The following is a 25,757-nucleotide window of genomic DNA, read 5'->3' on the forward strand; positions in this document are numbered from 1 at the left end:
TATGAGCTTAGCGCAATGGTCAATTGAGAACAAAGTCATTAGTGCTATGTTCGCTGTTCTGTTACTCGCAGCTGGCACAGTTTCTTATTTTGGACTTGGGCAACTAGAAGATCCTGAGTTTACGCTAAAAAAAGCAATGGTGATTACGACTTACCCCGGTGCATCACCACAGCAAGTTGAAGAGGAAGTGACTTACCCTATTGAAAATGCGATTCAAAGCCTACCCTATGTGGATTATGTGACATCCATATCATCTCCGGGTAAATCGCAAATCTCAGTAGAAATGAAAAGTACCTACAGAAAGGAAGATCTAAAGCAAATCTGGGATGAGTTAAGAAGAAAAATTAATGACTTAACACCACAACTACCACCCGGCGTCAATTCGCCAAGCATTATTGACGATTTTGCTGATGTTTACGGCATGTTATACGGCATCACCGGGGAAGGTTACACCTATGACGAACTTAAAGACTACGTTGACTTTCTACGTCGTGAGCTTGTTTTAGTAGACGGTGTGAGCAAAGTCACCGTTGCGGGTGAACAACAGCCACAAGTAATTGTTGAAATTTCAACTCAAAAACTGTCTCAATTAGGGATATCACCGAACCATATATTCTCACTTTTACAAACTCAGAACACTGTTTCGAACGCTGGTAAAATTCGCGTTGGAAATGAATCAATTCGGCTTCACCCGACAGGCGAGTTTACGGATGTCTCTGAATTAGAAGGCTTGCTAATATCTCAACCTGGTGCCAGAGAATTGATATACCTTGGTGATGTTGCAACAGTCTCAAGAGAATACCAAGAAGTGCCAAATCATATCACTCGATTTAATCAAGATCGTGCGTTGTTACTAGGTATCTCTTTCACATCAGGTGTGAACGTGGTTGACGTTGGTCACGCTATTCAAAACAGGTTGTCTGAACTTGAATATCAAAGGCCCTACGGCATCGAAGTAAATGCAGTCTACAATCAACCTGCTGAAGTTAAAAAGTCTGTAGATGGCTTTATTATAAGTTTACTAGAAGCTGTCGCCATCGTAATAATTGTGTTGCTGATATTTATGGGGGTAAAAAGCGGTATATTGATCGGTGGTATCCTATTGCTTACAGTTTTGGGAACATTTGTTTTCATGAAACTGTTTGCAATCGACCTACAGCGGATCTCACTTGGTGCACTCATCATTGCGCTAGGTATGTTAGTTGATAATGCGATTGTCATTACAGAAGGAATTTTAATTAATCTTAAGCGTGGGCAAACTAAGATCAAGGCCGCCGTTAATATCGTTGAACAAACTAAATGGCCACTTCTTGGGGCAACAGTGATTGGTATCACTGCATTTGCACCGATAGGTTTAAGTTCTGATGCCAGTGGTGAGTTTGCGGGCTCTCTTTTCTGGGTGCTGTTTATTTCTTTGCTCTTAAGCTGGGTAACCGCAATCACATTAACGCCATTTTTTGCAAATATGCTGTTCAAAGAGGAAATTCAGTCATCACTTCAAGCTGAGCAAACTGACCCATATCAAGGTGCTATTTTTACAGCGTATAAAACGATGCTTAAATTCTGCTTAAAGAATAGATGGACCACCGTAGTGTCTATGGTTTTACTGCTCGTAGTATCGGTAATGGGCTTTAAATCTGTTAAGCAATCATTTTTCCCTGCGTCTAACACCCCGATGTTTTATGTGGACTATTGGCATTATCAAGGCTCTGATATCAGAAGTACCTCAGACAATGTTGAAAAGATTGAGCGCTTTTTAAAGCAGCATGACGCTGTAAAAGAAGTGACAACAACCATTGGTCAGGGGGCGCCTAGATTCATGCTCACCTACGGGCCAGAAAAGCAGTATGACGCATATGGTCAAATGATAATCCGAGTTGAAAATCGCGAAGACGTGATCACCATGATATCCAAGGTAAGGGAATTCGCAGCGCAAAATGAATTGGATGGTCAACTCAAGATAAAAAGAATGGAAATTGGCCCATCTACGGATGCAAAAATTGAAGCAAGGTTTTCAGGCCCAGACCCAGTTGTCCTAAGACAGCTAGCTCAGGAAGCCAAAACTGTCCTAGCCAAAGACGATGGCGCCCATAGCATTCGCGATGACTGGAGGGAGAGAAGTAAGGTACTCCAACCCGTCTTTAATGAACAAAAAGCGCGACGTTTAGGGATCAGCAAAACGGACCTAGACCAGTTATTATTAACCAGTGTGTCGGGCAAAACCGTCGGCTTATATAGAGACGGCACTAAAATGCTTCCCATTGTAGCGCGTTCGCCAGAAGCGGAACGATATAGTGTCGAGAACTTGCAAGATTTACAGGTCTTCAGCCCAGTTCTAAACGTATATGTGCCTGCAAGCCAAATCGTTGATAGCTTTGAGGTGGTATGGGAAGACAGTCTGATAATGCGTCGCGATAGAAAACGCACCATTACAGTAATGGCTGACCATGACGTCATTGGCAATGAAACACCCGCAAAATTATTCGCTCGTGTTAAAGCTAATATTGAAGCAATCGAACTCCCTCAGGGTTATACGATGGAATGGGGTGGCGAATATGAATCTTCTACAGATGCACAAACTGCTATTTTTGGTTCCTTGCCAATTGGGTATCTCAGCATGTTTATGATCACCGTGTTGCTATTCAACTCTGTACGCAAGCCTTTAGTTATCTGGAGTACAGTGCCACTTGCAATCATTGGCGTTACGGCAGGGCTTGTAGTGTTCCAAGCTCCATTTAGCTTCATGGCACTACTTGGGCTGTTAAGCCTTTCAGGTATGCTCATCAAAAACGGGATCGTGTTGATGGACCAGATAAACTTAGAGGTAGAGAGTGGTAAAGACCCTTACCAAGCTGTTTTTGACTCAGGCGTAAGTCGTGTACGTCCAGTCTCTATGGCCGCAATCACAACAATTTTGGGCATGATCCCACTGCTATTTGATGTATTCTTCAAGTCAATGGCAGTCACAATTATGTTCGGATTAGGCTTTGCCACAATTTTAACGTTAATCGTTATACCAGTGGTTTACTGTTTGGCATTTAAGATTAAGGCGCCTAAACACGCGTAAGGAAGTAAAAAAATGGCCGCTTAGCGGCCATTTTTTTTATTCAGTGACAAAGTACCCTTGAGCTTTTGTGAGCTCTTATTTGGCTTCTTAGGTTGATTAGGTTTTACCGGTTTGCTCTTAAGTGGCTTTGCTTCGTCGCGCTTTTTATGTGAGATGTTTTTGGGGCGTGCACGCTTTTTGTCATCGAATGACGCCTCTTGGGTTTTTGAAGACCCTTCGATAGATGCATTTATCTCGGCCATTTCATTCTCACTTAAGTGACGCCATTGACCAGGGCGAAGGCCATTCAAGTTAACATTCATAATGCGAACGCGTTTTAGCGTATCGACTTCATAGCCAAAGTACTCACACATCCTTCTTATCTGTCTATTAAGACCTTGTGTAAGTACAATAGTAAATTTCTTGGGGCCATTTTTCTTAACAACACACTTCTTTGTTACCGTACCAAGTATTGGCACCCCCGAGCGCATGCCTTTAATGAAGTTATCGTCAATTGGTTTATCCACTGTAACCACATACTCTTTTTCGTGATTGTTACCAGCTCGCAGGATTTTGTTTACGATATCACCTTCATTAGTAAGAAATATGAGGCCTTCTGAGGGTCTATCTAGCCGACCAATTGGGAAAATGCGTTCTGGATAGTTAATGGCACTGACGATATTACTTTTGATTTTTCGTTCAGTTGTACAGGTCACACCTACAGGCTTGTTGTAAGCGATGTAAACTCTTTTAGGCTTGGCTTTCAGTGGCTTATTATCAATGAGCACTTCATCATTGTCTGTCACTTTCAAGCCCATTTCAGCTACTTGGCCATTAACTGAAACCCTTCCCTCACTAATGAAAGTATCTGCTTCCCTTCGGCTACAAAACCCTGTTTCACTAATGTACTTATTTAATCGCTTAGGTGTATCCACGCCAATCCCAATGTCATAAAAAGCGTAATTGTATATCTAATTCAGCTTAAATTGAATCTAATAAGTGGGCGAGATTACCTTTTAAAACCAATATATCTGTTGCAGCTATTCGTCGACCACAGGGCCTTGGTTGATTTGGCGCAGATATTTCGGAGAAAAGTCATATCTCTTCGCGCTTTTATCCAGAATACTAAAGTGTTTATAATCTAGTTTTGACCAGTCAGGATTATTCGAAATCCAAATATATTCGTCTATGTTCTCTCGGGTGATCGCTGATAGTTCAAACGTAATTTGACTATTTTGCAGCCAGTACTGATTACCATGATGAAAATCGAATATAGAAACGAGTGCCCAGCCCCCCATCATGAAATGACCACCTACAGATGCACTTAACTGCCCTTTTTTAATCAACGACAGGCTATCAGATAACCAATCAAAGCCGCCAATCGCAACTTGCCTCTCGTCTTTTTTTAGTTGTCGAATCGCTGTCTGAGCGCCCATCGCCATCAAATCTGAGGCGCTCCATATCAGCTGAGTATCTGGGTAGCGCTTAAATAGACGCTTAGTTTTGGTATACGCTTGCTCTTTTGACCAACTGGCGTGAACTGTTTGTTGAAGCTTAATGTCTGCATTTTTAAAATAATCCGCAGCACCTTGGTTTCGTTTATCCGACTCGCTTCCATAGTGCCCGTTAATCGCCAACCCATTTACTGGGCCTTTATGGCCGCCGGACAAAACACTTTCATGTAACGCTTTAGCTAAATCGAACCCGGCTTGATAATTGTCAAAATATACTTCGCCTAGCCAATGTTCAAAGCGCTGTTTGGGTATACCAATCTCATCTTTCTCCATCCCTGTAATAGTTTGCTCCAAAGTAATGAACTTTATCCCATAATTGTTTAACATCGTTAAAGTTTGCTCTGCACCACCTGGGTAGAGCATTAATATTACATAATCAGGGCTCGCTCTATAATCAAGGTATTTCTTGAGCTCTGCTATTTGAATGTGGCGATTACCATCACCATAGATGACATCGATATTGACACCTAATTGTTTACAAGCCTCTTCGGTGATTTGCTGCACCTTCCCCCAAAAAGGTTCTCCTGCCAATGACGGGTTAACAAACAACACAGAGAAACTCGATTTTGCAAAACTAACAGACGAAAAAGTAAGAAAAATAAATAATAGCGATACTTTTAAAAGGGTCATTTAACTACTCTCTTTTGAAACCATACCTGTAAATTAATTAATAGCTTTTCAGCAGGCCCTATTATTTTCCAACGAGTAAGAAACCACACTAAGGTTAATTGTAGAACAGTGAGCACACCAAACAGTGTTAAAAAATGAATTTGATGAAAATCTAATTGCAAATTTCGCAAGATGAACTGAAGTATCACAACGCCTACGATGGATTGCAACAGGTATAAAGACAAAGAGTATTGACCAACTGCAGCAAACAACCCACTAAACCGTTCTATGATGACCGAAAATTGCGTTGCAAGACTCACCATAGCAACACAAAACGGAATGGCGAACAGCCAATTAAGCACCTCAAACACGATCCGATTTTCATGAAAAAGGAACCCTCGTGTAACGATTGAACCGGTCACCGCCAATGGAATCAAAACAAACACGGACAAAACATTCGGCAAAGCCCTACCTTTAAACCATTGCGCTCTGTGTATGAGTACTCCAATGAGCATTAAACCAAAAGTATACCAAAGCGTTAGAAAAGGCAGCAATGCCAGCATATTAAAGTAATTTTGCGCATTTTGTCGCAAAAAAGAAAGCAGCACCATCGGAGCGTTGTCACTCCCGTAGGTGGATATACTGTCTTCAACATGAGGCTCAGGGAATGCCATGGCCAAGTAAACGAGCAGTAAAATTGGCAAAGCGATGGCACTGATGGATAACTTAAAAAGTGTTTTTGAGTCCGTATTAATCACGTAAATCAATAGCAAACCTGACAACGCATAATTGACCAGAATGTCCCCTGGCCATATTAATAAACCGTGTACCAAACCTATCAGCCCAAGTGCATATAGTCTTGTTTGCGCTTTACCGACAAAAGCTGCAGTGCCATGTTTTTCATAATAAAGGCACATCGAGACCCCAAAGAGTATACTAAATAAGGTCCGAAACCTGCCCTGCGCAACTACATCAATAAAAGCGGTTAAAAATGAGTCAACTGCGTTCCCATCCTGTGGGACATAGCCATTATTAAAATCAGCCATGTAGACTAAATTCGTTAATGGCAACCCCAACAAAGCAAATCCTCGTAAAACATCTACCAGCGCAATTCTATCCATCAATAAACATGTTCACGATACATGTCAGCCCAATTGACAGCCTGAGCATGAAACTCAGGTAAACTCTCATCTGACATATTTAACATCGTACATGCCTCTTGCATCGCCCACCAGCTTCCGCTTTCATAAGCTCTAACAATGTTGAGAATATAAAACAAAGTATTTGGCTCACCTAACAAAGCATCATGTAAAACTTCTGGAAACGGTAATCTCTCAACAACAACTTCCATTGGCTTATCCAGTATCGCATCAAGGAGAGAAAATAAGCCTGTTAGAAAACTCATACTTGCTAAAGAAGGTGCAATTTGCTTACTGATTAATTCGCAAAACCTTGAACGAACAATACTTAACCGAGTTAATTCAGTTGGCTTTTGCTCTGCTACATGCGCTGTCATAATCAAGTTTACAAATTTTATGATTCGTTCGTGTCCCAGATACACAAGCGCTTGTTTTAAAGATTCAATGCGGTTCTTAATAGGGAAAACCCCTGAATTGATGAGCCTCAGCAGCTTGTAGGCCAGTGCAGTATCTTGCGCAAAGAGCTCAGCAATGCGGGGAATGTTCATGTTAGGCTTGAGAGCTTCGGAGTATATAAGCATGACTACTGCATAATTAATTTCAATATCATTTTGCGCGATCATCGTCGGCTTGGCAAAAAAGTAACCCTGAAAAAAGTTAAATCCCATTTCTTTTGCTAATAGGAATTCCTCTTCGGTTTCTACTTTTTCAGCAAGTAATTGTAAATTTTTGCGCTTTTTGAGCTCACTCACCAAGGGGGCAATTTCTTTCAGTGGGCTTTGAATTAAATCAAATTTAACCAACCTTGCGAGTTTTAAAAATGGCTCCCACTCTTTGGAGTAATTAAAGTCATCGAGCGCTAGTCGAAAATTGTTATGAAATAATTGCCTGACCTTTTCATAATTCTCAGTAGTTGGAGGAATTGTCTCTAGTAGCTCAAGTATCACATCGTCCGTAGGGAGGAATTGCGCTAACTCTTGATTTAAAGACTCTTCACCGATGTTGATTAGTGCTTTCTTTCCTGATGTTAAATACCTTGTCCCTAAATTTAGTTGATTATCCATAATCAACCTAGCTGTCGCAGCATTTTCAGCGATATTTGGAAAGCTGTTCTTCGTTCCATCACGAAATAACAGCTCATAAGCTACCACATGCTTCTTGCGATTAAAAATGGCTTGGCGAGCCACAAACACTTTCAAATCATCGCTCCTAGCTTAACTGTTCAATAACAGTACTTTTGTTCTATACTTTTTAATTATATTTAATAATTTTAACCCGAATTTCTGATAAATAAAATCAAACTAAAACATTAAAGTACTAGTTTTGTATTGCTAGGATGAGCTAGCCCTAACTACTCATATAAATTTTCCTTGTATAGTATAGCGCTTTGTTCCCATGTGAACCTTTTTTCTGCCGCATTTTCTGAAATTTTCCGATAGCTTTGTGGGTCGCTTTCAAACAACATTAAAGCTTGCCTAAATCGGTTAACTAAATTATTTGATTGCTCATTGATGCTGTCACCCGAAAAGACAAACCCTGACACTTTGTCTTCTACGGTATCAGCCAGTCCACCAACATTGTTCACCAAACAAGGCTGCCCCGATCGCATAGCAAGCATTTGGCTAATCCCACAAGGCTCAAAGGAACTAGGCATCAAAAATAAATCTCCAAGCTGGTAAAGCATATCTCCAATATTCTCTCCGTACCCTTTTAGATAAAGCACGTTATCATTTCGAGCCATAACTTGAGAAAAGAGATACTCCAACTCAGCATCACCTGAACCAAGGAGAATCATTTTTCCACTAAAATCAGCCAAAGTGCTAGCCAACATATCAAGTACGAGACCATCACCCATTGCTTGCTTTAATAGCAGCGCTTTTTGGTCGGTTAACCTTCCAACGCTCGTAACTAAAGGCCCTTCGCATGGTGATTTAATCCACTTAAGAACCCTCTGATGAGCTATATAGTGTGAACTTTGTAATTCGGTGTGCTTTGCCATCCATTTAAATATATTAGACTCAGCACTTTCCAACATTATTTCCCAACTGGCTTCAGGCAATGCATAATCGTACTTACACCCGTTTAAAACACCGACAAGTTTTCCGCTTTTAGCTGCCAACTGCATATCATGCTCTAAGCCCTCGCCACCAAAAAAGCCAGCTTGATGGTCACTACCCATCTGTACTTCATTGCAATAGTTTGGAGATACCAAATGTACTTTATCTACCAAATTTATCGCCGCCCTCATTGGGTTGAAGCAGTGAGGGTAATGATGATCACAAATCTGTTGTCCATCATAACTCAATGTTGGATACCAAGCTTCCAAACTAGAGTCGTCACCGTTAAATGGTCGAATGCCTTGCAGAGCTAGGTTATGCACTGTAAAAACAGTTTTTAGTTTTTTCAACCTGTCAAACCTAGGACTAAATTGCTTTAACACAGCAACACACGCGGCATGCCAATCGTGTAGATGAAGCACATCAATGTCATCAATCAAAGCATGCTCAATAACCTCACATACAGCGGCGCTAAAAAACGCAAATTTATTGGCATCTGTGTAAAAAGGTCGACCACCATCATTACAGTAGATGTCACCGCCATGTTCACAAAACAAAGAATGTGAAATTACATATTGACTTACGCCGTTATGCTCTTCAACACGCCACAATACAGCTGTTTCTAAATGCTGTTTAAAAGGTACCGCGATATCTGCAACAAACTGACGTCGCATTTTTGCTTGACCATAATCAGGCACAATTACCGAGGTCTTAATATTCTTTTCAGCCAAAGCGTAAGGGATGTCGCGGATCACATCCGCAACGCCTCCCACTTTGCAATTAGGCAGCCTGTCATTTTCAGCTGCCACCATAACTACATGCATATATTACCCTTAGGCACTTTCTAAACTTGATTCTTTTGGTTTTTGGCTTTCCTGCAATGCGGTCAGCATATCTCTGGTTACTAGGACTATGCCTTTGTTAGATACTCTGAAGCCATTGCTGCGATCTTCTTCTGGATCATAGCCAATACGCATACCAGTAGGGATTTCACAACTACGGTCAATGATTGCATTTTTAATTCTGCAATGACGATTGATTTTAACACCGGGCAGCACTACCGCTCCTTCAATTTCACAATACGAATGCACATGAACATTGGAGAACAACAAAGATTTTCTAACTACAGAGCCAGAAATAATACATCCACCTGATACCGTCGAGTCAACCGCCATCCCCCTTCTATTTTCATCATCAAAAATAAACTTAGCTGGTGGTAACTGCTCTTGATATGTCCAAATTGGCCAAGATGGGTCGTAAAGATCTAATTGCGGCTCTACAGACACTAGTTCCATATTCGCTTCCCAAAAAGAGTCGATAGTCCCAACATCTCGCCAGTATGGCTGGCCCGGGTGGCTTGGATCTCGAAATGGAAATGCGAAGACATTGTGCTCTTCTATGATTGAAGGAATGATATCATGCCCAAAATCTCGACCAGACCCTTCACGTTGCGCGTCTCGCTTTAATTGCTCAAACAAGAACTCTGTGTTAAATACATAGTTACCCATAGAAGCAAGGCAAATTCCCGGTTTGCCTGGTATAGATGAAGGTTCAGCTGGCTTTTCATCAAACCTACGAACGCGTTTATCTTGATCTACCGTCATGACACCAAAGGTATTTGCCGCTTCATCACAGTCTACTTCGATACAGCAAACTGTCATATCTGCGCCAGTCTCCACATGCTTTGCAATCAAAGCACCGTAATCCATTCTGTAAACATGGTCACCGGACAGAATCATCACGTATTTTGGTAATTCATGACGAATAATATCCATGTTTTGAAAAACAGCATCTGCTGTACCACAATACCACTCATCTCCATAGCGTTGAGATGCTGGTAATATCTCCACAGATTCACCAAGCTCTTTCTTAAAGTGCCCCCATGCGCGATTTACGTGGCGTATTAAAGAGTGTGACTTGTATTGCGTTGCAATCCCTACTCGTCGGATGCCCGAGTTTATACAATTGGACAACGGGAAATCTATAATTCTGTGTTTACCACCAAAGTAGACCGCTGGCTTTGCTCGCCAATCGGTTAATTCGTGCAACCGACTGCCACGCCCACCCGCAAGGATCAATGCATACGTGTCTCTTGTCAGGTTACTGATATAACGGTTTGCATAACTCGGCATTTCTTATCTCCATATTAATGTTCAAGGCGGTTACTGCATGGGTTTCAATCGCCAAATATCTTCACTGTATTGTGAAATAGTGCGGTCACTAGAGAAAGTTCCGCTCGCAGCAGTATTTAAAATACTCATGCGATTCCACAATGTTTTGTTCGTGTAACTTTGCGCAGCGCGCTGCTGGGCATCAAAATAACTTTCAAAGTCTTGCGCAACCAACCAAGGATCATGAGGGCTTTGAATAGACCCGATAATGTCGTCAAAAATGTTTGGTTCAAATAGATTAAAGTGGCCACTCGATAACAGTTTCATTGTATTTTTTAACGGTGCAAATGACTCTATAATTTTAGTTGGGTTGTAACTCTGTCGGACCTGATTCGCCTGTTCTGCAGTCACACCAAACAAGAAGAAGTTGTCGTCGCCGACTTGCTCTCGAATTTCTATATTGGCTCCATCCAGCGTTCCAATTGTGACGGCACCATTCATCATAAACTTCATATTTCCTGTGCCGCTGGCTTCTTTACCGGCTGTCGAGATTTGTTGTGAAAGATCTGTCGCAGCACAGATCGTTTCCATCGCAGTAACATTGTAGTTCGGTAGAAATGCCACTCTCAAATAGGGCTTGGCGGCTTCGTCTTTGTTTACGACATTGGCAACGTTATTTATCAGCTTGATAATCAGTTTTGCCATGTAATAACCTGGAGCAGCTTTCCCCCCAAACAAAACACATCTTGGTACGATATTTTTAACTTCACCACGTCTAATTTGGTCATACAAAGCTATAACGTGGAGTATGTTTAGTAGTTGACGCTTGTATTCGTGGATCCGCTTCACTTGCACATCAAACAACATATCGGTATCAAACGTTACACCACACTTTGATGCAACTAATTGGGCCAGTTTTTGCTTGTTGTGAGCCTTAACTGCTTGCCACTCGCTATGAAACGAAGTTTGATCGTAGTATCGTCTAAGCTGTTGGATTTCTGAAAAGTCGGCTTGCCATCCGTCACCGATTTTTTCGGAGATCAACTGCGCCAACCTTGGGTTGCAATGAGCGAGCCATCGCCTTGGCGTTACACCGTTTGTCTTGTTGTTGAATTTGTCTGGCCACAGGTTATAAAAGCTATTAAACAAGCCCGACTTAAGCAACTGAGTATGCAGTGCTGCAACCCCATTTACTGAAAAGCTACCCACAATCGCCAAATAGGCCATTCTAATTTGCGGCTCAGGCCCCTCCTCAATTAGAGAAAGCTCCCGCTGTTTTACAACGTCTCCAGGCCATCTGAGCGCGACTTCTGCTAAAAACCGTGCATTTATTTCATAAATAACCTCTAAGACCCGTGGCAATAGTCGACTAAATAAGGAAACTGACCATTTTTCTAGCGCTTCTGGTAACAGTGTGTGATTGGTATAAGCCATGGTAGTCGTTGTTATTTGCCATGCTTTATCCCACTCTAACTCATACTCATCAACTAATAGACGCATAAGCTCAGCGACAGCGACACTTGGGTGTGTATCATTCAATTGAAAAACATGATAATCCGAGAAGTCACTGAAATCAGTTCCATGCTGTTGCGTCCACTGTTGCAATATGTCTTGCAGACTTGCGCTTGATAAGAAGTATTGCTGTCGAAGCCTTAATTCCTTTCCATTCTCACTGGCATCGTTGGGGTACAGCACCATAGTGATTTGCTCTGCTAAATTCTTTTTAGCGACGGCTTCTGAATAACTGCCTTCGTTAAACTCCTTCAAGTTAAACTCATCAGTTGCTTCTGATTTCCATAACCTTAATGTGTTAACAACCCCATTACGATAACCAGGAATGGGCACATCAAAAGGCACGGCTAGTACATCCTGGGTGTTCGTCCAGTGATGATGTACCCGCCCAGATTTGTCTGTATGTGTCTCAACATTACCGAAGAACTTTACAACTTTAGCTTGCTCGGGAGCACTGAGTTCCCAAGGGTGTCCTTCACGTAGCCATTTATCAGGATGTTCAATTTGTGCACCATGTTCTATAGATTGGTTAAACATGCCATATTCGTAACGTATCCCATACCCGATAACAGGTAATGCGAGTGATGCGCAGCTATCTAAAAAACACGCAGCAAGCCGACCGAGGCCACCATTACCAAGACCGGCATCATGTTCGGCAGACTCTAGCTCTTCTAGGGTTGTGCCATATTCACTCAATGCAGTGCCAATTTGTTCCTCGAGGTCTAAATTTAAAATGGCATTACCCAATGCACGCCCCATTAAAAACTCTAGTGACAAATATGCCGCTTTTTTGGTTTTCTCTTGATCCAAGTACTGTTTGGTCGCTCGACACCTAGCGACTAATCGGTCCCTGATTGTTAGCGCTAAAGCTTGAAACAAATAGTGTTTAGATTCACCTACTTTGTCGCGTCCAAGTGTATAGTAAAAATGTCTATTTAAATCATCAGCTAAATCGCTTTCATTGAGCTTTGGCGCATCCTGCCAGTGTTTAACGACACACACATTAGACTTTTTCTGAGCCATCGGTGGTTTCCTCATTGTGCGACAAGAGTATCCATGCACTCTGTCCGGTTGGGGCTAAAGAGTTGGGGAATTGTCCTACCTCAAAATTATCTTCGGAAGAATAGACGGCTTCCCAGCAACTAGAAAAAGGGGGATCAGGCAACTGAATTTCAGTTTCAGTATCATCGGCATGCAATATAACTAGCACAGAGCTAGACTCGATGTAATCGGCTAATACGTAAATTAACGTCTTATTGCCTTCATCGTGCCAGTCCATATCACTCATAATTTGTCCGCATTTGTTGTACCACAGTACAGCAAATCTAGCGTCTTCAGCATGCACAAAAAACGGGTGTTTGAAAGCACTCAATTGGCTACGGATTTTCATCAATGATGAGATTGGTTTTATCAAATTTTGTGTTTCACTGACATTTTTCCAATCTAACCAACTCGTTTCGTTGTCCTGGCAATACGCGTTATTGTTACCGTTCTGGGAGTGATTTAGTTCCGTGCCTGCGCAGATCATTGGTACGCCTTTAGACATGAATAACGTGACCAACGCATTAATTTGTAGCTTTCTTCGCTTAATGATCACATCAGGATCATCAGTATGACCTTCAACACCACAATTAAATGAATAGTTCTCACTGTGGCCATCGCAGTTACTTTCGCCATTCGCATCGTTATGCTTATGCTCGTAACTCACCCAGTCCGAAAGGCTAAAACCATCATGACTAGTCAGAAAATTAATCGAGTTGAGAGGCCCGCGCAGATTATGCTCAAATAAGTCATTTGAGCCATGTATTCTTTTGGCCAACTCAGGGAGTGTGCCACTGTCACCTCTCCAGAAGCGTCTCACAACATCTCTGTACTTGTCATTCCACTCACGCCAAGGTGGCGGAAACGCGCCGAGTTGATATCCACCCGGCCCGACGTCCCAAGGTTCTGCAATTAGCTTAACTTGCGTCAGTACAGGGTCTTGTGACAGGGCTTGGAAAAAAGCGTGTTGACCATTAAACCCTTCATTACTTCGCCCTAGGATAGTGGCTAAATCAAACCTAAACCCATCGACGCCCATGTACTCTACCCAGTACCTTAAGCTGTCAATTACCAGCCTTAAAGTTATTGGATCGTCAATGTTAATCGTGTTCCCACACCCAGTATCATTAATAAAAACAGATTCTGGAGCTTGCAGCATTCGATAATAACCCCGATTGTGCAAACCTCTCATGGACAGCATAGGGCCATCAATACCACTTTCAGCTGTGTGGTTGTAAACCACATCTATGATCACTTCTATGTTGTGCGCGTGAAGTGTCGCCACCATTTGCTGAAATTCTGTAACGTCTCCCTGTGCACAATAGGCTTTATGCGGGACAAAAAAGCTCAAAGTATTGTAACCCCAATAGTTTTGAAGCCCTTTTGTTGTCAAAAACTGTTCGCTGATAAATGCTTGAACGGGAAGCAATTCAATGGCTGTAACACCCAATTGCTGTAAGTGAGTAATAAAACTGTGTTCGCACAGACCTAAAAAAGTACCGCGCTTGTTAGCAGCAACAGTATCAAGAGTTTGTGTCGCGCCTTTTACGTGACACTCGTAGATAAATGTGTCTTGCCACGCTGTATTTGGTCGATTACCGCTGTAGGGCTTGGGGCTAAAAACCCGGCTTTTAGGCATATCAATGGCGTTGTCATTAACGTTGAATTCGCCCACAGGTAAATGACAGTAGTGCCTTTCGCTCCAAGTGAACTCACCTTGAATATCCATGCCGTAAGGATCAAGCAAAAGTTTGTTTTTGTTAAAGAACAAACCTTCAGCGAGGTCATAATCTCCATCAGCACGATATCCGTAAAGAGTTCCCTCTCGAGCAGTCTCAACAAAAAGAGTCCATAGTCCACCTTCACGTTTGTTCATCTTTATCTGCGCAAGTTCTGACGCGACTGGCCCTTCAAACAAGCATAAAGTGACCTCTGATGCATTGGGTGCATAAACTGCAAAGTTGACACCTTCTGCATGAACAGAGTTACCTAAAGGATAAGTAAATCCTAGTTTAGTTTTTAACATGTTAAGCCGAGATATACTTTAAATACACTGTACACAAAGGTGGAATTGTTATTTCTATACTTTGCTCAAACCCATGACTTGCTGTTGATTTAGACTCGATTAATTGCTGTTGATGAGCAACCACTTTTACGCCACTGCCATAAAGCTCTTCATCATCCGAGTTAAAAATAACTTGATAAACACCGCCTTTGGGGACCCCTAATTTAAAGTGATGAAAAACTTGTGGCGTGAAATGGCTTACTACAACGGTTAAATCTGAATAATGTTTGCCAAAACGGGCAAAGCTCAATATTGATTGCTCAGCATTATCACAATCTATCCATTGAAAACCTGCTGGAGAAGAGTCAACCTCATAAAGCGCAGGTGTATTTTTGTATATACCATTAAGAGATTTAACCGTTCTATAAACGCCTTGATGTGCCTCACTTTGCAGTAGTGACCAATCTAAGCCCTGATTGTGATCCCACTCTGTTCTTGGGGCTATTTCGCTGCCCATGAACAGTAGCTTTTTCCCTGGGTGCGCATACATAAAACCATAATATGCTCTTAAATTTGCAAATTGCTGCCAATCATCACCTGGCATTTTACTGAGTAATGACCCTTTACCATGAACTACTTCGTCGTGACTTAATGGCAGAATATAGTTTTCCGAAAAGGCATATGCCATCGAAAAAGTCATTTCGTGATGATGATACTTTCTATGAACGGGGTCTCGCTGCATATAACCAAGGCTGTCATTCATCCATCCCATATTCCATTTAAAGCCAAACCCTAGACCACCATACTCAACACTTTGAGTAACCCCTGGCCATGCTGTTGACTCCTCCGCGACCATCATTACGTGAGGGCTATTTTTATAACAAGCTGCATTACTGGATTGAAGACAGTCAATAGCACCGATATTTTCGCGCCCCCCATATTGGTTGGGTACCCACTCCCCCTCATTTCTAGAGTAATCGAGGTAAAGCATAGAAGCCACTGCGTCCACTCTGAGCCCATCAAGTTTATATTCACTTAACCAGTAATTTGCATTGGATAGTAAATAGCTTTTAATCTCTGGTCTGTCGTAATTAAATACACATGTATTCCAGTCAGGGTGAAAACCTTGTCGCTTGTCTGCATGTTCGTACAAATGTGTACCATCAAACTTTTGTAATCCATGAGGGTCTGTAGGAAAATGACCAGGTACCCAATCAAGAAGCAGCCCTATGCCTTGCTCATTACATTTCTGGCAAAAGTATTTAAAATCTTCTACTGATCCGAAACGACTTGTCACAGAGAACAACCCAACTGGTTGATAACCCCATGATCCGTCAAAAGGATATTCACTAATAGGCATTAATTGGATATGTGAAAAGCCAAGCTCTTTGACATAACTGACCAAATCATCAGCTAGCTCACGATAGGTCAAATATCGATTACGCTCATCGGGTCTGCGCTTCCATGACCCTAGGTGCACCTCGTAAATAGAAACAGGGGCATCAATACTATTGCGCGCTAAACGCTCGTTAATATGCTCATCACTTAATTCTAAAACCTCTTTATTTTCTTGCAAAATACTGGCTGTACCAGGTGCTTGCTGCATTTTTTGAGCATAAGGGTCTGCTTTTTCAATTACACTCCCATCGAGTGTGGTTATTGCAAACTTATAGCATTGGTCAGGCGTTAAGCCCGGCACAAACAAATCCCATACGCCACTTGCAGGATGTAATCTCATGAAATGTTGGTTTGATTGCCAAAAGTTGAAATCGCCTATAACTGAAACACTTTTTGCATTGGGTGCCCAAACACTAAACTGTACACCCCGAACCCCCTGATTTTCTATAAAACATGCGCCAAAGTGTTTATAACCATGCTCTAGCGTGCCCTCATTGAACAAGTACATAGCATGCTCATCAAGCGCACTAGTAAATCGATATACATCGTCAAATATGACTTCTGTATTATTAAACTTAACTTTTAATCGATATTCTGTTTTATCAAATGGCGCATCGAACTGAGCGACAAACAAGCTTGAACTCGAGTACTGCGTCATTTTAGTTTTTAAACCTTTATGCAGTACCTCAACCGATGTAGCGCTTGGAATATAAACACGCACTACAGTCACAGTATTATTTTCGAGCCTCTCTTCATGAGGCCCTAAAAAGCTAAATGGGTCACTAAAGTGCCCTGCTGACAGCGCACTTACTTGATCTGAATAATCGTCAATACTTCCTAGCTTTTTGTTTACAGAATTCATTATCTTTTCCTGATCTCATTAAGCAGCTTAATAAAACCTTGCTGCTGAGCAAATATCTCTGTCACTTCATGGTTCAGTTTACGGCGCCAGTTAGGGTATTCCGTATTTGTTCCTGGAATATTCACTGGAATATGCTGCTGATCTAAATCATCGAGTTGAATCGCAACTAACTGACTGGGACACCCCGCTAAGATTTCCATCACCGACTTATAAATGACTTCACCATCGCTGTGCTGTGTCATCTCGTCTTTGCCATGAACTCTCAGCCAATCCAGTAATCGCTGCTTTTCTATGTCTCTTTCACGGACAAGCTGTTCACTCTGATCTTTCTGCAGGATCCCATACGCGAGTTTTATCTCTATATCTTTACCTAACCACCAGCCGTGAAATGGCGGAACATCATGATTTGCAACCATAGTCAATGAACTAGACCTGAGCTGCTCGCTAGACTTGAACGCTCCATCATGATTTTTTTCAAAATAAAACAGTGTATTACCGAAAATAGCCGATTCATCTAGTGATTGTGTTACCTCTGGCGGTACAACTCCCAAATCTTCACCAATAACAACACAGCAATTTAAATGCGATTCAATTTTTAGTATCGCTAACAATTGCTCAAAAGGGTAATAAACATAACAACCTAGCTCTTTACCTTGTTCCAAGAAGCACCACCACAATCTCCGTAGTGCCATAACATGGTCAATCCTCAACGCGCCAACCGAGCGCATATTTGCTCTGACCAATGATTTGAAATACTTGAACTTGTGTTCCTTTAATTTGAGAGGGTTGGGCGCTGGTAACCCCCAATTTTGTCCACTTTCAGCCCATGGATCAGGTGGAGCCCCTACATTCGCGCCGTCAGTGAAACTGGATTGATAAGTTTGGTACTCAAGACCTTCTTGGGTGCAGCCCACCGCAAGGTCATTCACCAATCCAATTAACATGCCTAAGTCTTTAGCAAGTTTCTGACAGGCATTAAGTTGTGAATAAGCAAGCCATTGCAAAAACCATTCAAACTGGCTCAGCGGTAATTCGTCCAATTCGTATTTTCGGTCGGCTACAAAATTGTGAAACTCAACATTGTTAGAAACATCAAGACACCATATCTCATACAACTTTTCGAACAGTTGATACTTTCTATGGCTAGTGGAGATGTAATCTAAGTATTCACCCTCAAAATCAATTCCCAACGTAAGGCTTGGCTCTGCTAAAAACCGCTCCCAACATGCCTTGCCAACTATGCTCTCTAAGTCGTCTAATGCGATATACAAAGGGTTAATCAGGCAGCGATGAGACGGGCTATAGGGGCTAGCCTTTTCAGGTTGCTCTGGAAACAGCATATGCAATGGGTTCAACAAGACAAAGTCACCGCCCAGATTTGCAAATTCGTGAATAAGGGACTTGAGATCAGTAAAGTCCCCAATCCCATAATTACGATCACTTTTTAAGGTGTAGAGCTGAAGTGACAAGCCAAGAGACTTTGCTGTGCATGGCCTGGTATAAGGGTTGAAACATTGCTCTGGAGTTGACCACAACTCAGTACAAAAAGAACCAAGTTCAGATGAAACTTCCATTTGAAAATACCCAATAGGCAACTTGCCAAGGGATATTTCAAGCGCAATGTAATTCTCATTGTTATGTTGATAATTCCCGACTTCTACACAGTGAGCAAGATCTACATTGAGGTGCAAATCACACTCTGGCAATTTAACGCTTGCGATAGTATGTCTGTGAGACTCAGGTACTCTAAGAACAAACTTACCCTCTCTAGAGCAAGCTAATGTCACTTCTTCAAGCATTTTCAGCCAAGGCGCGACATCCAACTCAAAGTTAAGTGAGTTTATGTTATTGTCATCACTTGTATCAATACCACAACATGCCAGCGCTCGCTGTCGAGTTATCTCATCAAAAACAACGTATTCGCCGTCGTATTTAGTATAGTCATACCCAATGCCGTGTAGGTAATACAGCTGCTGTAACCCATCCATTGGCAACTATGCCAATCTTTGAGTGTCGACAATACTATTTTCACTGCCAAAACCGTTGGCGGCATATCCATCAGCGTTATGGTCGTTGTCCCATTGCTTTCCATCAATCAAGTAGCGGAAATGAAACTTTTTTTCGGTAGGGAGTCTGTGTTTCAGCCTAAAGCGTTTATCTTTTTTAATAAACTTCATCGTGATCGGTTGCCAATCATTAAATTCAGCAACCAATTCAACCTTACTAGCTTCAGGGTGAGAAAATTCAAACGTAATTTCTGCTTCGTTTTTTGTTTTAAAAAAACGCTTTGTTAACATCTTGGGCTCCAAAAACCTAACCTGGTTGGTGTTCCTTGCCACAAAAGGATGCCGTATAACTGTTACCTATACGCACACATTTTGTGAGAATAAATTAGTTCATCAAATAAACTTGTACGCCTCACAACAGTGCAATACAGCTCTAATTTGCACCAGAAAAGTACATTTTTGGACAGTCAACTTGATACCAAGCTTAGTACCAGCAATTATCAAGCCAACGACATAAAAAAGTAGATAAGAATTATTATCATGTAAAGTGAATTAATTTGATAATTGATCTTACTCAGTGAATTTTAAATTATTTTGTTTATATAAAGTTGAATTTATTTTGATAATTGCACTTGATAGCAAAAGCGTGTAAAAGGTTGTAATCTCTGTGACTAATATGATGTATACTACAGAGTTAAGAAGGATCCGTTTATCGGTTAATTTTGGATTGTCTCAATCATGCAAAATGTATTTAAAAATTTAGCTTACAGCTTAGTCAGTGTCATAGTGATTGGGATTGCTGCAAACCTAACGTTTGCAAAACACGTTTTAAACGCACAATCGGGCTTGTTGACACTAGACACACAGACAGCAAATTATTCTGAAGTGCATGACACTTCGCCTTGGTTTCAGTTTGTTCTCTATGACCAAGATTTTGTAGAGCTTAAGTCAAAATACTATGTCGTTGTAGGTAAAGATAATGCAAGTTACATACTTGCTACTACCAATGAGGTATTTACGCTCGTGTGGTCCTCTCCTGCACTGCTTATGCTTTGTTTGCTCATTGTTTTGTTCATTTTTTCTCGACTTAAAAGCCAATCTCAAGAGTCGGCTCAATTAGACGCCTTACATGCAATCAATAAAGACTTAGCAACCCTGCTAAAGGGATTGGACATACAACACAAAGAGTTACACTCTGGTGGCCCAATGGCTCAAATTTGTCACTCCGTCCAAGCACTGAGTGATAACTTGCAACGTATTAAAATACAATCAGATAGTCATGTGTATCAAGATAAGCTCACGAAACTCATCGACCGCCATGCCTATATTGAACATATCAGTGAACAGCTGACTGAAGCTGACAAAAGTAAAACTAAATGCGGGCTACTTTTTATTGACTTAGATGGATTCAAACAGGTCAATGATTCGTTTGGACACAGCTTCGGAGATGAGATCCTAATACAAGTGTCGGGCAGATTAGAGCAAGTAGTTAGGCAATTTCAGCTTAATGATGCACACCCAGTACATGGGTTAGATCAAAATTTGTCCCGCCTTGGTGGTGATGAATTTTCTATCTTCATTCCCAACTTGAGAGATACCAGCTTCTGTACTGAAGTAGCACAAACCATATTAAGTGAAGTCGAGCGAGATTTTGTGCTTGGCAATAAGCTAGTAAAGATAAGCGCTAGCATCGGTATTGCCGTGTTCCCTGATAGCGCTTCAACACCTAATGCGTTACTACAAATGTCTGATGTAGCCATGTATCGAGCTAAAACAGATGGCAGAGGTATATTTAGGGTTTACTCGCCAGAAATGGGGAATAAAATACGTCGTTATCATTACTTACTCGAAGAGTTACGTCTCGCGATAGCCTCTCAGAACTTTCAGTTGTCATTTCAACCAATTGTACATGTCGAAGATTGCTCGATTGATTACTTTGAAGCGCTTACGCGTTGGCACCATCCAATAGAGGGGCTCATTCCGCCGTCAGAATTCATACCCATTGCTGAGGAGTCCAATTTGATTCTTGAACTGGGTGACTGGATTTTGCTGGAGTCATGTCGACAAATGTCAGCTTGGCACAATGCAGGTATGAAAAAAGTAAAAATTTCGGTGAATGTTTCAGGGATCCAATTAAAACACCGCCCCATCTACGATTGGGTTTTAGCAGCGCTAGACAAATCAGGTTTACCAGCGACGTCTCTGATGATAGAAATCACCGAATCGACTCTTATTACAGCCAGCGATGAAATTATCGCGCAGCTAGAGCGTTGTCGTAGTGCCGGTGTAACTATTGCGATAGATGATTTTGGTACTGGGTTTAGCTCTTTAAGTACGCTTGCCGATTTGCCCATTGACGTAATTAAAATTGATAAATTGTTTATTTCACAAGCTAAAGATAATCCAAAATACTATAAGATTTTGAACTCTATCAGTGAACTCGGTGCGCAACTTGGTCTGAAAATTGTTGCTGAAGGTGTTGAACAACTCGATCAATTTGAGCTCGTAAAAGACATGGGGATCTGCTGTGTACAAGGCTATCTTGTAAGCCGCCCAGAGACTTCAAGAAATGTCGGAGATAAAGTGCTTAAAGGTAACGTCAATCACATTGCTTCCACAGGAACAAGTGTTTGGTTACCAAAAGCTAACTAATTTCAGCGCGTGATTAGCGCTGAAATTTGGTTTCAAGGATAACAGAAGAATTTGTTCGCTCCACACCATCGAGGTTGCCGATTTCATCAAGTAGTTGACTCAACTGCTCTAAACTTTGCGCTTCCACTATTGCTATCATGTCGTACTCACCACTAATTGCGTACAGAGCTGAAATGTGCGCAAGCTGTTTAAGGGCATTGTTGGTTTTAGCAGTTAATTTCTGCTTGACCTTTATAGACACATGCGCTGACACAAGGTTACCCAAATAGTCTTGGCCAAAATCAATTTTATAGCCCTGTATTACCCCATTTTGCTCTAATTTTTGTAACCTTGATTGAACGGTTGTGCGTGACATATCAAGTAACCTAGCAAGCTCTGAAATACTCGCCCTAGCATTACTACGCAGTACAGAAATCAATCTTTCATCTTGTTTACTTATCATTTTGATAAATTCCATCGTCATTATGACGAACATTTTACTCATTTTATCCAAAATTACACTGCAAATTTTCATCGCTTCACGCAATAATGACCGAATAAGAATATACACAGACATAATGTGTAATTTAAGTTGAAGTAATTATTGAGGACGAAGTCATGCAAGTGAATCGCGAACTATTTGATGAAGTAATGGTACCTAACTACAACCCTTCGGCAGTTATTCCTGTTAAAGGCAAAGGTGCTCGTGTTTGGGATCAAAAAGGCGACGAGTATATCGACTTTGCTGGTGGTATTGCTGTTAACTGCTTAGGTCATAGTCACCCTGCACTAGTTAATGCACTTAAAGAACAAGGTGAAAAGATTTGGCATCTTTCAAACGTTATGACCAACGAACCAGCATTACGCTTGGCTAAAAAACTAACCGATGCCACATTTGCAGACAAAGTTTACTTTGCAAACTCAGGTGCAGAGGCAAACGAAGCAGCACTTAAATTGGCTCGCCGTTTCGCAATCGATAATTTCAACGAAGAAAAAACACAAATCATTGCATTCAACAAAGGCTTCCACGGTCGTACATTCTTTACTGTTACTGTAGGCGGTCAAGCAGCTTACTCTGACGGTTTCGGTCCGAAACCACAAGATATCATTCATATTGATTACAACGATTTAGAAGCATTCTCAAAAGTTATTTCTGATAAGACTTGTGCTGTTATGATGGAGCCTCTACAAGGTGAAGGCGGGATTATTTCACCTGATGCTGAGTTTGTTCAAGGCGTAAGAGAATTGTGTGACAAGCACAATGCATTGCTTATATTTGATGAAGTTCAGACAGGTGTCGGCCGTACAGGTGATTTGTACGCTTACCAAGGCTTAAACGTCACTCCTGATATTTTAACGACGGCGAAAGCACTGGGTGGTGGTTTCCCAATTGGCGCGATGATCACAACAACTGACATTGCGAAACACCTAAAAATCGGCACACACGGTTCAACATACGGTGGTAACGCATTGGCATGTGCAGTAGCAGAAGCGGCTTTCGATACTGTTAACACTCCTGAAGTTTTAAATGGTGTTAAAGAGAAAGAGCAGATGTTCCGTGATGGGCTTAATGCGATTAATGAAAAGTACAATGTTTTTAGTGAAGTACGTGGTAAAGGTCTATTACTTGGTGGTGTACTTAAAGGTGACTACGAAGGGAAAGCGCGTGACTTCTTAGTGGCAAGTGCAAAACACGGCCTAATGACGCTAGTTGCGGGTACGAATGTTGTTCGCTTCACACCTTCTTTGGTTATCACTGAAGAAGAAATCAAAGCTGGTTTAGCTCGTTTTGAGCTTGCTGTGGCAGACGTTGTAAACGCTTAATAATTTTGGGCGGATTTCCGCCCTTGTTGATACTCCTATGCAAGTACTTAGACCTATCAGCAGTGAAGACTTCGCTGCATTGAAAACCATCGCGGTAGAATCAGGCCATGGATTCACTTCATTGCCTGTTGATGATGAACTTTTAAAGAACAAAATACAGCGCTCTCAAGAAAGCTTTGCAAAGGTGCTTAGCGCACCGATGGATGAGGGTTACTTATTTGTTCTTGAAGACTCACAAACAGGTGACATTTTGGGCACCACTGCGATAGAAGCAGCTGTTGGCATGCAGGTGCCATTGTACCACTACCATCAGGGTAAAACCGTCCATCATTCAAGCACATTAAACGTCTACAATACCGTTGATATACTGTCAATCTGTAACGACTATACAGGCAGCTCGGAGATCTGTACTCTGTTTTTAAGAGAACAGTTTCGTCGCGGCTTAGCTGGTAGATTCTTATCACGAGTTCGCTTTTTGTTTATGGCTGAACACAATCAGAGATTTAGTGATAAAGTGATTGCTGAGATGCGCGGTGTCAGCGATGAAAATGGGCACAGCCCTTTTTGGCAGTGGCTTGAGGAGCACTTTTTTAGTATCGAGTTCCCACAAGCTGATCACTTAGTTGGCCTAGGTGATAAAGTGTTTATTTCTGAATTGATGCCGAAATACCCTATTTACGCCAACTTACTTAGCCCTGAAGCACAGGCGGTTATTGGTCACGTACATGAAAAAACCAAACCTGCATTGAAGCTATTACAAAAAGAAGGTTTCGAACATAGGGGCTATATAGATTTATTCGATGCGGGACCAACCATCGAAGCAAGGCTAAAAAATATCCGCACAGTTAGAGAAACTCAAATTGGTACTCTAGTAATTGCCGAGCAAGTGCCTCATACAGAGGAAACTTGGGCTTTATCTAACGGGCAGCTTACTGAGTTTCGAGCGACGTTCACACCAGAGGCTGTATGGGATGAAGCAACAAAAACATTTACGGTTAACCATGAAACAGCGCAAGCACTTAATTTAAGTGCTGGCGACAAGATCAGTGGATTCGTTTTATAACAATCAAATACGTCGTGCTTTGTCGTAACATTAACTCGCGGCTTAGCCGCTATTTTAAGGAATTGTCATTATGCACAACAATGTAGATAGCTTATTCGATAACTTATGGAGCAATTACCTAGAGGTGACTCCATCTGCGGTAAAAGTTCATGAGCTATTAGGTTCAACACAACAAGATGATGTCATCAATGATCACATTGCATTGCGTACCTTTAACCACGAAAAAGTAGGGCTTGAAAAGCTTGCAGCACACTTCAAAGCGGTTGGTTACACCGAGTGCGGTGAGTACCACTTTGAAGCTAAGAAGCTATACGCTAAACACTACGAGCATAGTGATCCAAGTAAGCCAAAAGTATTTATCTCTGAACTTTTGCTTGAGAAATGCTCTGAAGAGCTTCAGTCTATTGTCGCAACGATGATCGATAGCATCGATGAAAGTGCTGTTACAGCTGAGAACTTTTTGTATTCTGGTACACACTGGCAAGTAAGCAATGAAACATACAAAAAACTACTAGAAGAGAGTGAGTATGCAGCTTGGATGTCGGCGTGGGGCTACCGTGCAAATCACTTCACAGTAAGCATCAACTACTTAGCAAACTTCGAGACCATCGAAGCTGTTAACTCAGCACTTAAGGACGCAGGGTTTGCGCTAAATACATCAGGCGGTGAAATAAAGGGTTCTCCTGAAGTGTTATTGGAGCAATCTTCAACACTTGCCGATCACCAACCGGTTATGTTCTCGGATGGTGAATTTGAAATCCCAAGCTGCTTCTATGAGTTTGCACTTCGTTATAACAAACCTGACGGTGAGCTATACACAGGCTTTGTAGCCGCATCAGCAGATAAAATCTTCGAAAGCACTAATGCTAGATAATTTTTCTTGCGTTAGTATTAATTGAAGTAAAACTAACTTAAACACGCAAAGCAGCCACTGGCTGC

At 41.6% G+C, this 25,757-nt stretch carries 17 protein-coding genes; 5 read left to right on the forward strand and 12 right to left on the reverse strand.

From position 1 onward, the window contains the following. Position 1: 1 nt before the first annotated feature. Positions 2-3,067: an efflux RND transporter permease subunit gene (locus tag N480_RS03030; RefSeq protein ID WP_063371050.1), complete on the forward strand. Its 3,066-nt coding sequence runs from the start codon at positions 2-4 to the stop codon at positions 3,065-3,067. 20 nt (positions 3,068-3,087) lie between these two features. Here the strand turns inward: N480_RS03030 and rluF are convergent, their stop codons facing one another. From rluF to N480_RS03085, 11 genes are all read right to left on the reverse strand, one after another. Further along, complete coding sequence (rluF, locus tag N480_RS03035; protein ID WP_063371051.1) at positions 3,088-3,981, reverse strand: 23S rRNA pseudouridine(2604) synthase RluF; 894 nt, start codon at positions 3,979-3,981, stop codon at positions 3,088-3,090. A gap of 105 nt (positions 3,982-4,086) precedes the next feature. Continuing rightward, entirely contained in the window at positions 4,087-5,190 is a 1,104-nt protein-coding gene (locus tag N480_RS03040) for an ABC transporter substrate-binding protein (protein ID WP_063371052.1), read from the reverse strand. Continuing rightward, complete coding sequence (locus N480_RS03045) at positions 5,187-6,290, reverse strand: DUF418 domain-containing protein (protein WP_063371053.1); 1,104 nt, start codon at positions 6,288-6,290, stop codon at positions 5,187-5,189. The genes N480_RS03040 and N480_RS03045 overlap by 4 nt, the downstream gene beginning before the upstream one ends. Further along, positions 6,290-7,507 carry an EAL and HDOD domain-containing protein gene (locus N480_RS03050; protein ID WP_063371054.1) on the reverse strand — a complete coding sequence of 406 codons (1,218 nt, stop codon included), beginning with the start codon at positions 7,505-7,507 and terminating at the stop codon, positions 6,290-6,292. The genes N480_RS03045 and N480_RS03050 overlap by 1 nt, the downstream gene beginning before the upstream one ends. 152 nt (positions 7,508-7,659) lie before the next feature. Next, entirely contained in the window at positions 7,660-9,189 is a 1,530-nt protein-coding gene (locus N480_RS03055) for a glycogen synthase (RefSeq protein WP_063371055.1), read from the reverse strand. A gap of 9 nt (positions 9,190-9,198) precedes the next feature. Then, positions 9,199-10,497: a glucose-1-phosphate adenylyltransferase gene (gene glgC / locus N480_RS03060; RefSeq protein WP_063371056.1), complete on the reverse strand. Its 1,299-nt coding sequence runs from the start codon at positions 10,495-10,497 to the stop codon at positions 9,199-9,201. A gap of 30 nt (positions 10,498-10,527) precedes the next feature. Next, positions 10,528-13,011, reverse strand: a complete 2,484-nt coding sequence (locus N480_RS03065) for a glycogen/starch/alpha-glucan phosphorylase (RefSeq protein ID WP_063371057.1) — start codon at positions 13,009-13,011, stop codon at positions 10,528-10,530. Further along, on the reverse strand, positions 12,992-15,055 hold the full coding sequence (gene glgX, locus N480_RS03070) for a glycogen debranching protein GlgX (protein ID WP_063371058.1): 2,064 nt from the start codon (positions 15,053-15,055) through the stop codon (positions 12,992-12,994). Before glgX ends, N480_RS03065 begins: the two co-directional genes overlap by 20 nt. Before the next feature lies 1 nt (position 15,056). Continuing rightward, entirely contained in the window at positions 15,057-17,294 is a 2,238-nt protein-coding gene (glgB, locus tag N480_RS03075) for a 1,4-alpha-glucan branching protein GlgB (RefSeq protein WP_063371059.1), read from the reverse strand. Next, positions 17,294-19,282, reverse strand: coding sequence for a 4-alpha-glucanotransferase (gene malQ / locus N480_RS03080; RefSeq protein WP_063371060.1), 1,989 nt, complete (start codon positions 19,280-19,282; stop codon positions 17,294-17,296). Before malQ ends, glgB begins: the two co-directional genes overlap by 1 nt. A gap of 6 nt (positions 19,283-19,288) precedes the next feature. After that, positions 19,289-19,591 carry an isoamylase early set domain-containing protein gene (locus N480_RS03085; RefSeq protein WP_063371061.1) on the reverse strand — a complete coding sequence of 101 codons (303 nt, stop codon included), beginning with the start codon at positions 19,589-19,591 and terminating at the stop codon, positions 19,289-19,291. 447 nt (positions 19,592-20,038) lie between these two features. Between N480_RS03085 and N480_RS03090 the strand changes: the two genes are divergently transcribed. Then, complete coding sequence (locus N480_RS03090; protein ID WP_081225363.1) at positions 20,039-21,952, forward strand: putative bifunctional diguanylate cyclase/phosphodiesterase; 1,914 nt, start codon at positions 20,039-20,041, stop codon at positions 21,950-21,952. 13 nt (positions 21,953-21,965) lie between these two features. On the opposite strand, the gene N480_RS03095 is transcribed toward N480_RS03090, so the two are convergent. After that, positions 21,966-22,394: an Lrp/AsnC family transcriptional regulator gene (locus N480_RS03095; RefSeq protein WP_063371228.1), complete on the reverse strand. Its 429-nt coding sequence runs from the start codon at positions 22,392-22,394 to the stop codon at positions 21,966-21,968. 155 nt (positions 22,395-22,549) lie between these two features. Between N480_RS03095 and N480_RS03100 the strand changes: the two genes are divergently transcribed. From N480_RS03100 to N480_RS03110, 3 genes are all read left to right on the forward strand, one after another. Then, positions 22,550-23,755, forward strand: coding sequence for an aspartate aminotransferase family protein (locus N480_RS03100; protein WP_063371062.1), 1,206 nt, complete (start codon positions 22,550-22,552; stop codon positions 23,753-23,755). A 37-nt stretch (positions 23,756-23,792) separates the two neighbouring features. Further along, entirely contained in the window at positions 23,793-24,818 is a 1,026-nt protein-coding gene (gene astA, locus N480_RS03105; RefSeq protein WP_063371063.1) for an arginine N-succinyltransferase, read from the forward strand. Positions 24,819-24,888: 70 nt separating this feature from the next. Further along, positions 24,889-25,692, forward strand: a complete 804-nt coding sequence (locus N480_RS03110) for a DUF1338 domain-containing protein (RefSeq protein WP_063371064.1) — start codon at positions 24,889-24,891, stop codon at positions 25,690-25,692. Positions 25,693-25,757 lie beyond the last annotated feature (65 nt).

The sequence above is a fragment of the Pseudoalteromonas luteoviolacea S2607 genome (assembly GCF_001625575.1).
GTDB classification, from domain to species: domain Bacteria; phylum Pseudomonadota; class Gammaproteobacteria; order Enterobacterales; family Alteromonadaceae; genus Pseudoalteromonas; species Pseudoalteromonas luteoviolacea_E.

Bases quoted from the DNA above. Each gene is read 5' to 3' on its own strand.
- N480_RS03030 (WP_063371050.1), top strand. From the start codon at position 2: ATGAGCTTAGCGCAATGGTCAATTGAGAACAAAGTCATTAGTGCTATG.
- N480_RS03040 (WP_063371052.1), bottom strand. From the start codon at position 5,190: ATGACCCTTTTAAAAGTATCGCTATTATTTATTTTTCTTACTTTTTCG.
- N480_RS03045 (WP_063371053.1), bottom strand. From the start codon at position 6,290: ATGGATAGAATTGCGCTGGTAGATGTTTTACGAGGATTTGCTTTGTTG.
- N480_RS03055 (WP_063371055.1), bottom strand. From the start codon at position 9,189: ATGCATGTAGTTATGGTGGCAGCTGAAAATGACAGGCTGCCTAATTGC.
- glgC (WP_063371056.1), bottom strand. From the start codon at position 10,497: ATGCCGAGTTATGCAAACCGTTATATCAGTAACCTGACAAGAGACACG.
- N480_RS03065 (WP_063371057.1), bottom strand. From the start codon at position 13,011: ATGGCTCAGAAAAAGTCTAATGTGTGTGTCGTTAAACACTGGCAGGAT.
- glgX (WP_063371058.1), bottom strand. From the start codon at position 15,055: ATGTTAAAAACTAAACTAGGATTTACTTATCCTTTAGGTAACTCTGTT.
- glgB (WP_063371059.1), bottom strand. From the start codon at position 17,294: ATGAATTCTGTAAACAAAAAGCTAGGAAGTATTGACGATTATTCAGAT.
- malQ (WP_063371060.1), bottom strand. From the start codon at position 19,282: ATGGATGGGTTACAGCAGCTGTATTACCTACACGGCATTGGGTATGAC.
- N480_RS03085 (WP_063371061.1), bottom strand. From the start codon at position 19,591: ATGTTAACAAAGCGTTTTTTTAAAACAAAAAACGAAGCAGAAATTACG.
- N480_RS03090 (WP_081225363.1), top strand. From the start codon at position 20,039: ATGCAAAATGTATTTAAAAATTTAGCTTACAGCTTAGTCAGTGTCATA.
- N480_RS03095 (WP_063371228.1), bottom strand. From the start codon at position 22,394: ATGATAAGTAAACAAGATGAAAGATTGATTTCTGTACTGCGTAGTAAT.
- N480_RS03100 (WP_063371062.1), top strand. From the start codon at position 22,550: ATGCAAGTGAATCGCGAACTATTTGATGAAGTAATGGTACCTAACTAC.
- astA (WP_063371063.1), top strand. From the start codon at position 23,793: ATGCAAGTACTTAGACCTATCAGCAGTGAAGACTTCGCTGCATTGAAA.
- N480_RS03110 (WP_063371064.1), top strand. From the start codon at position 24,889: ATGCACAACAATGTAGATAGCTTATTCGATAACTTATGGAGCAATTAC.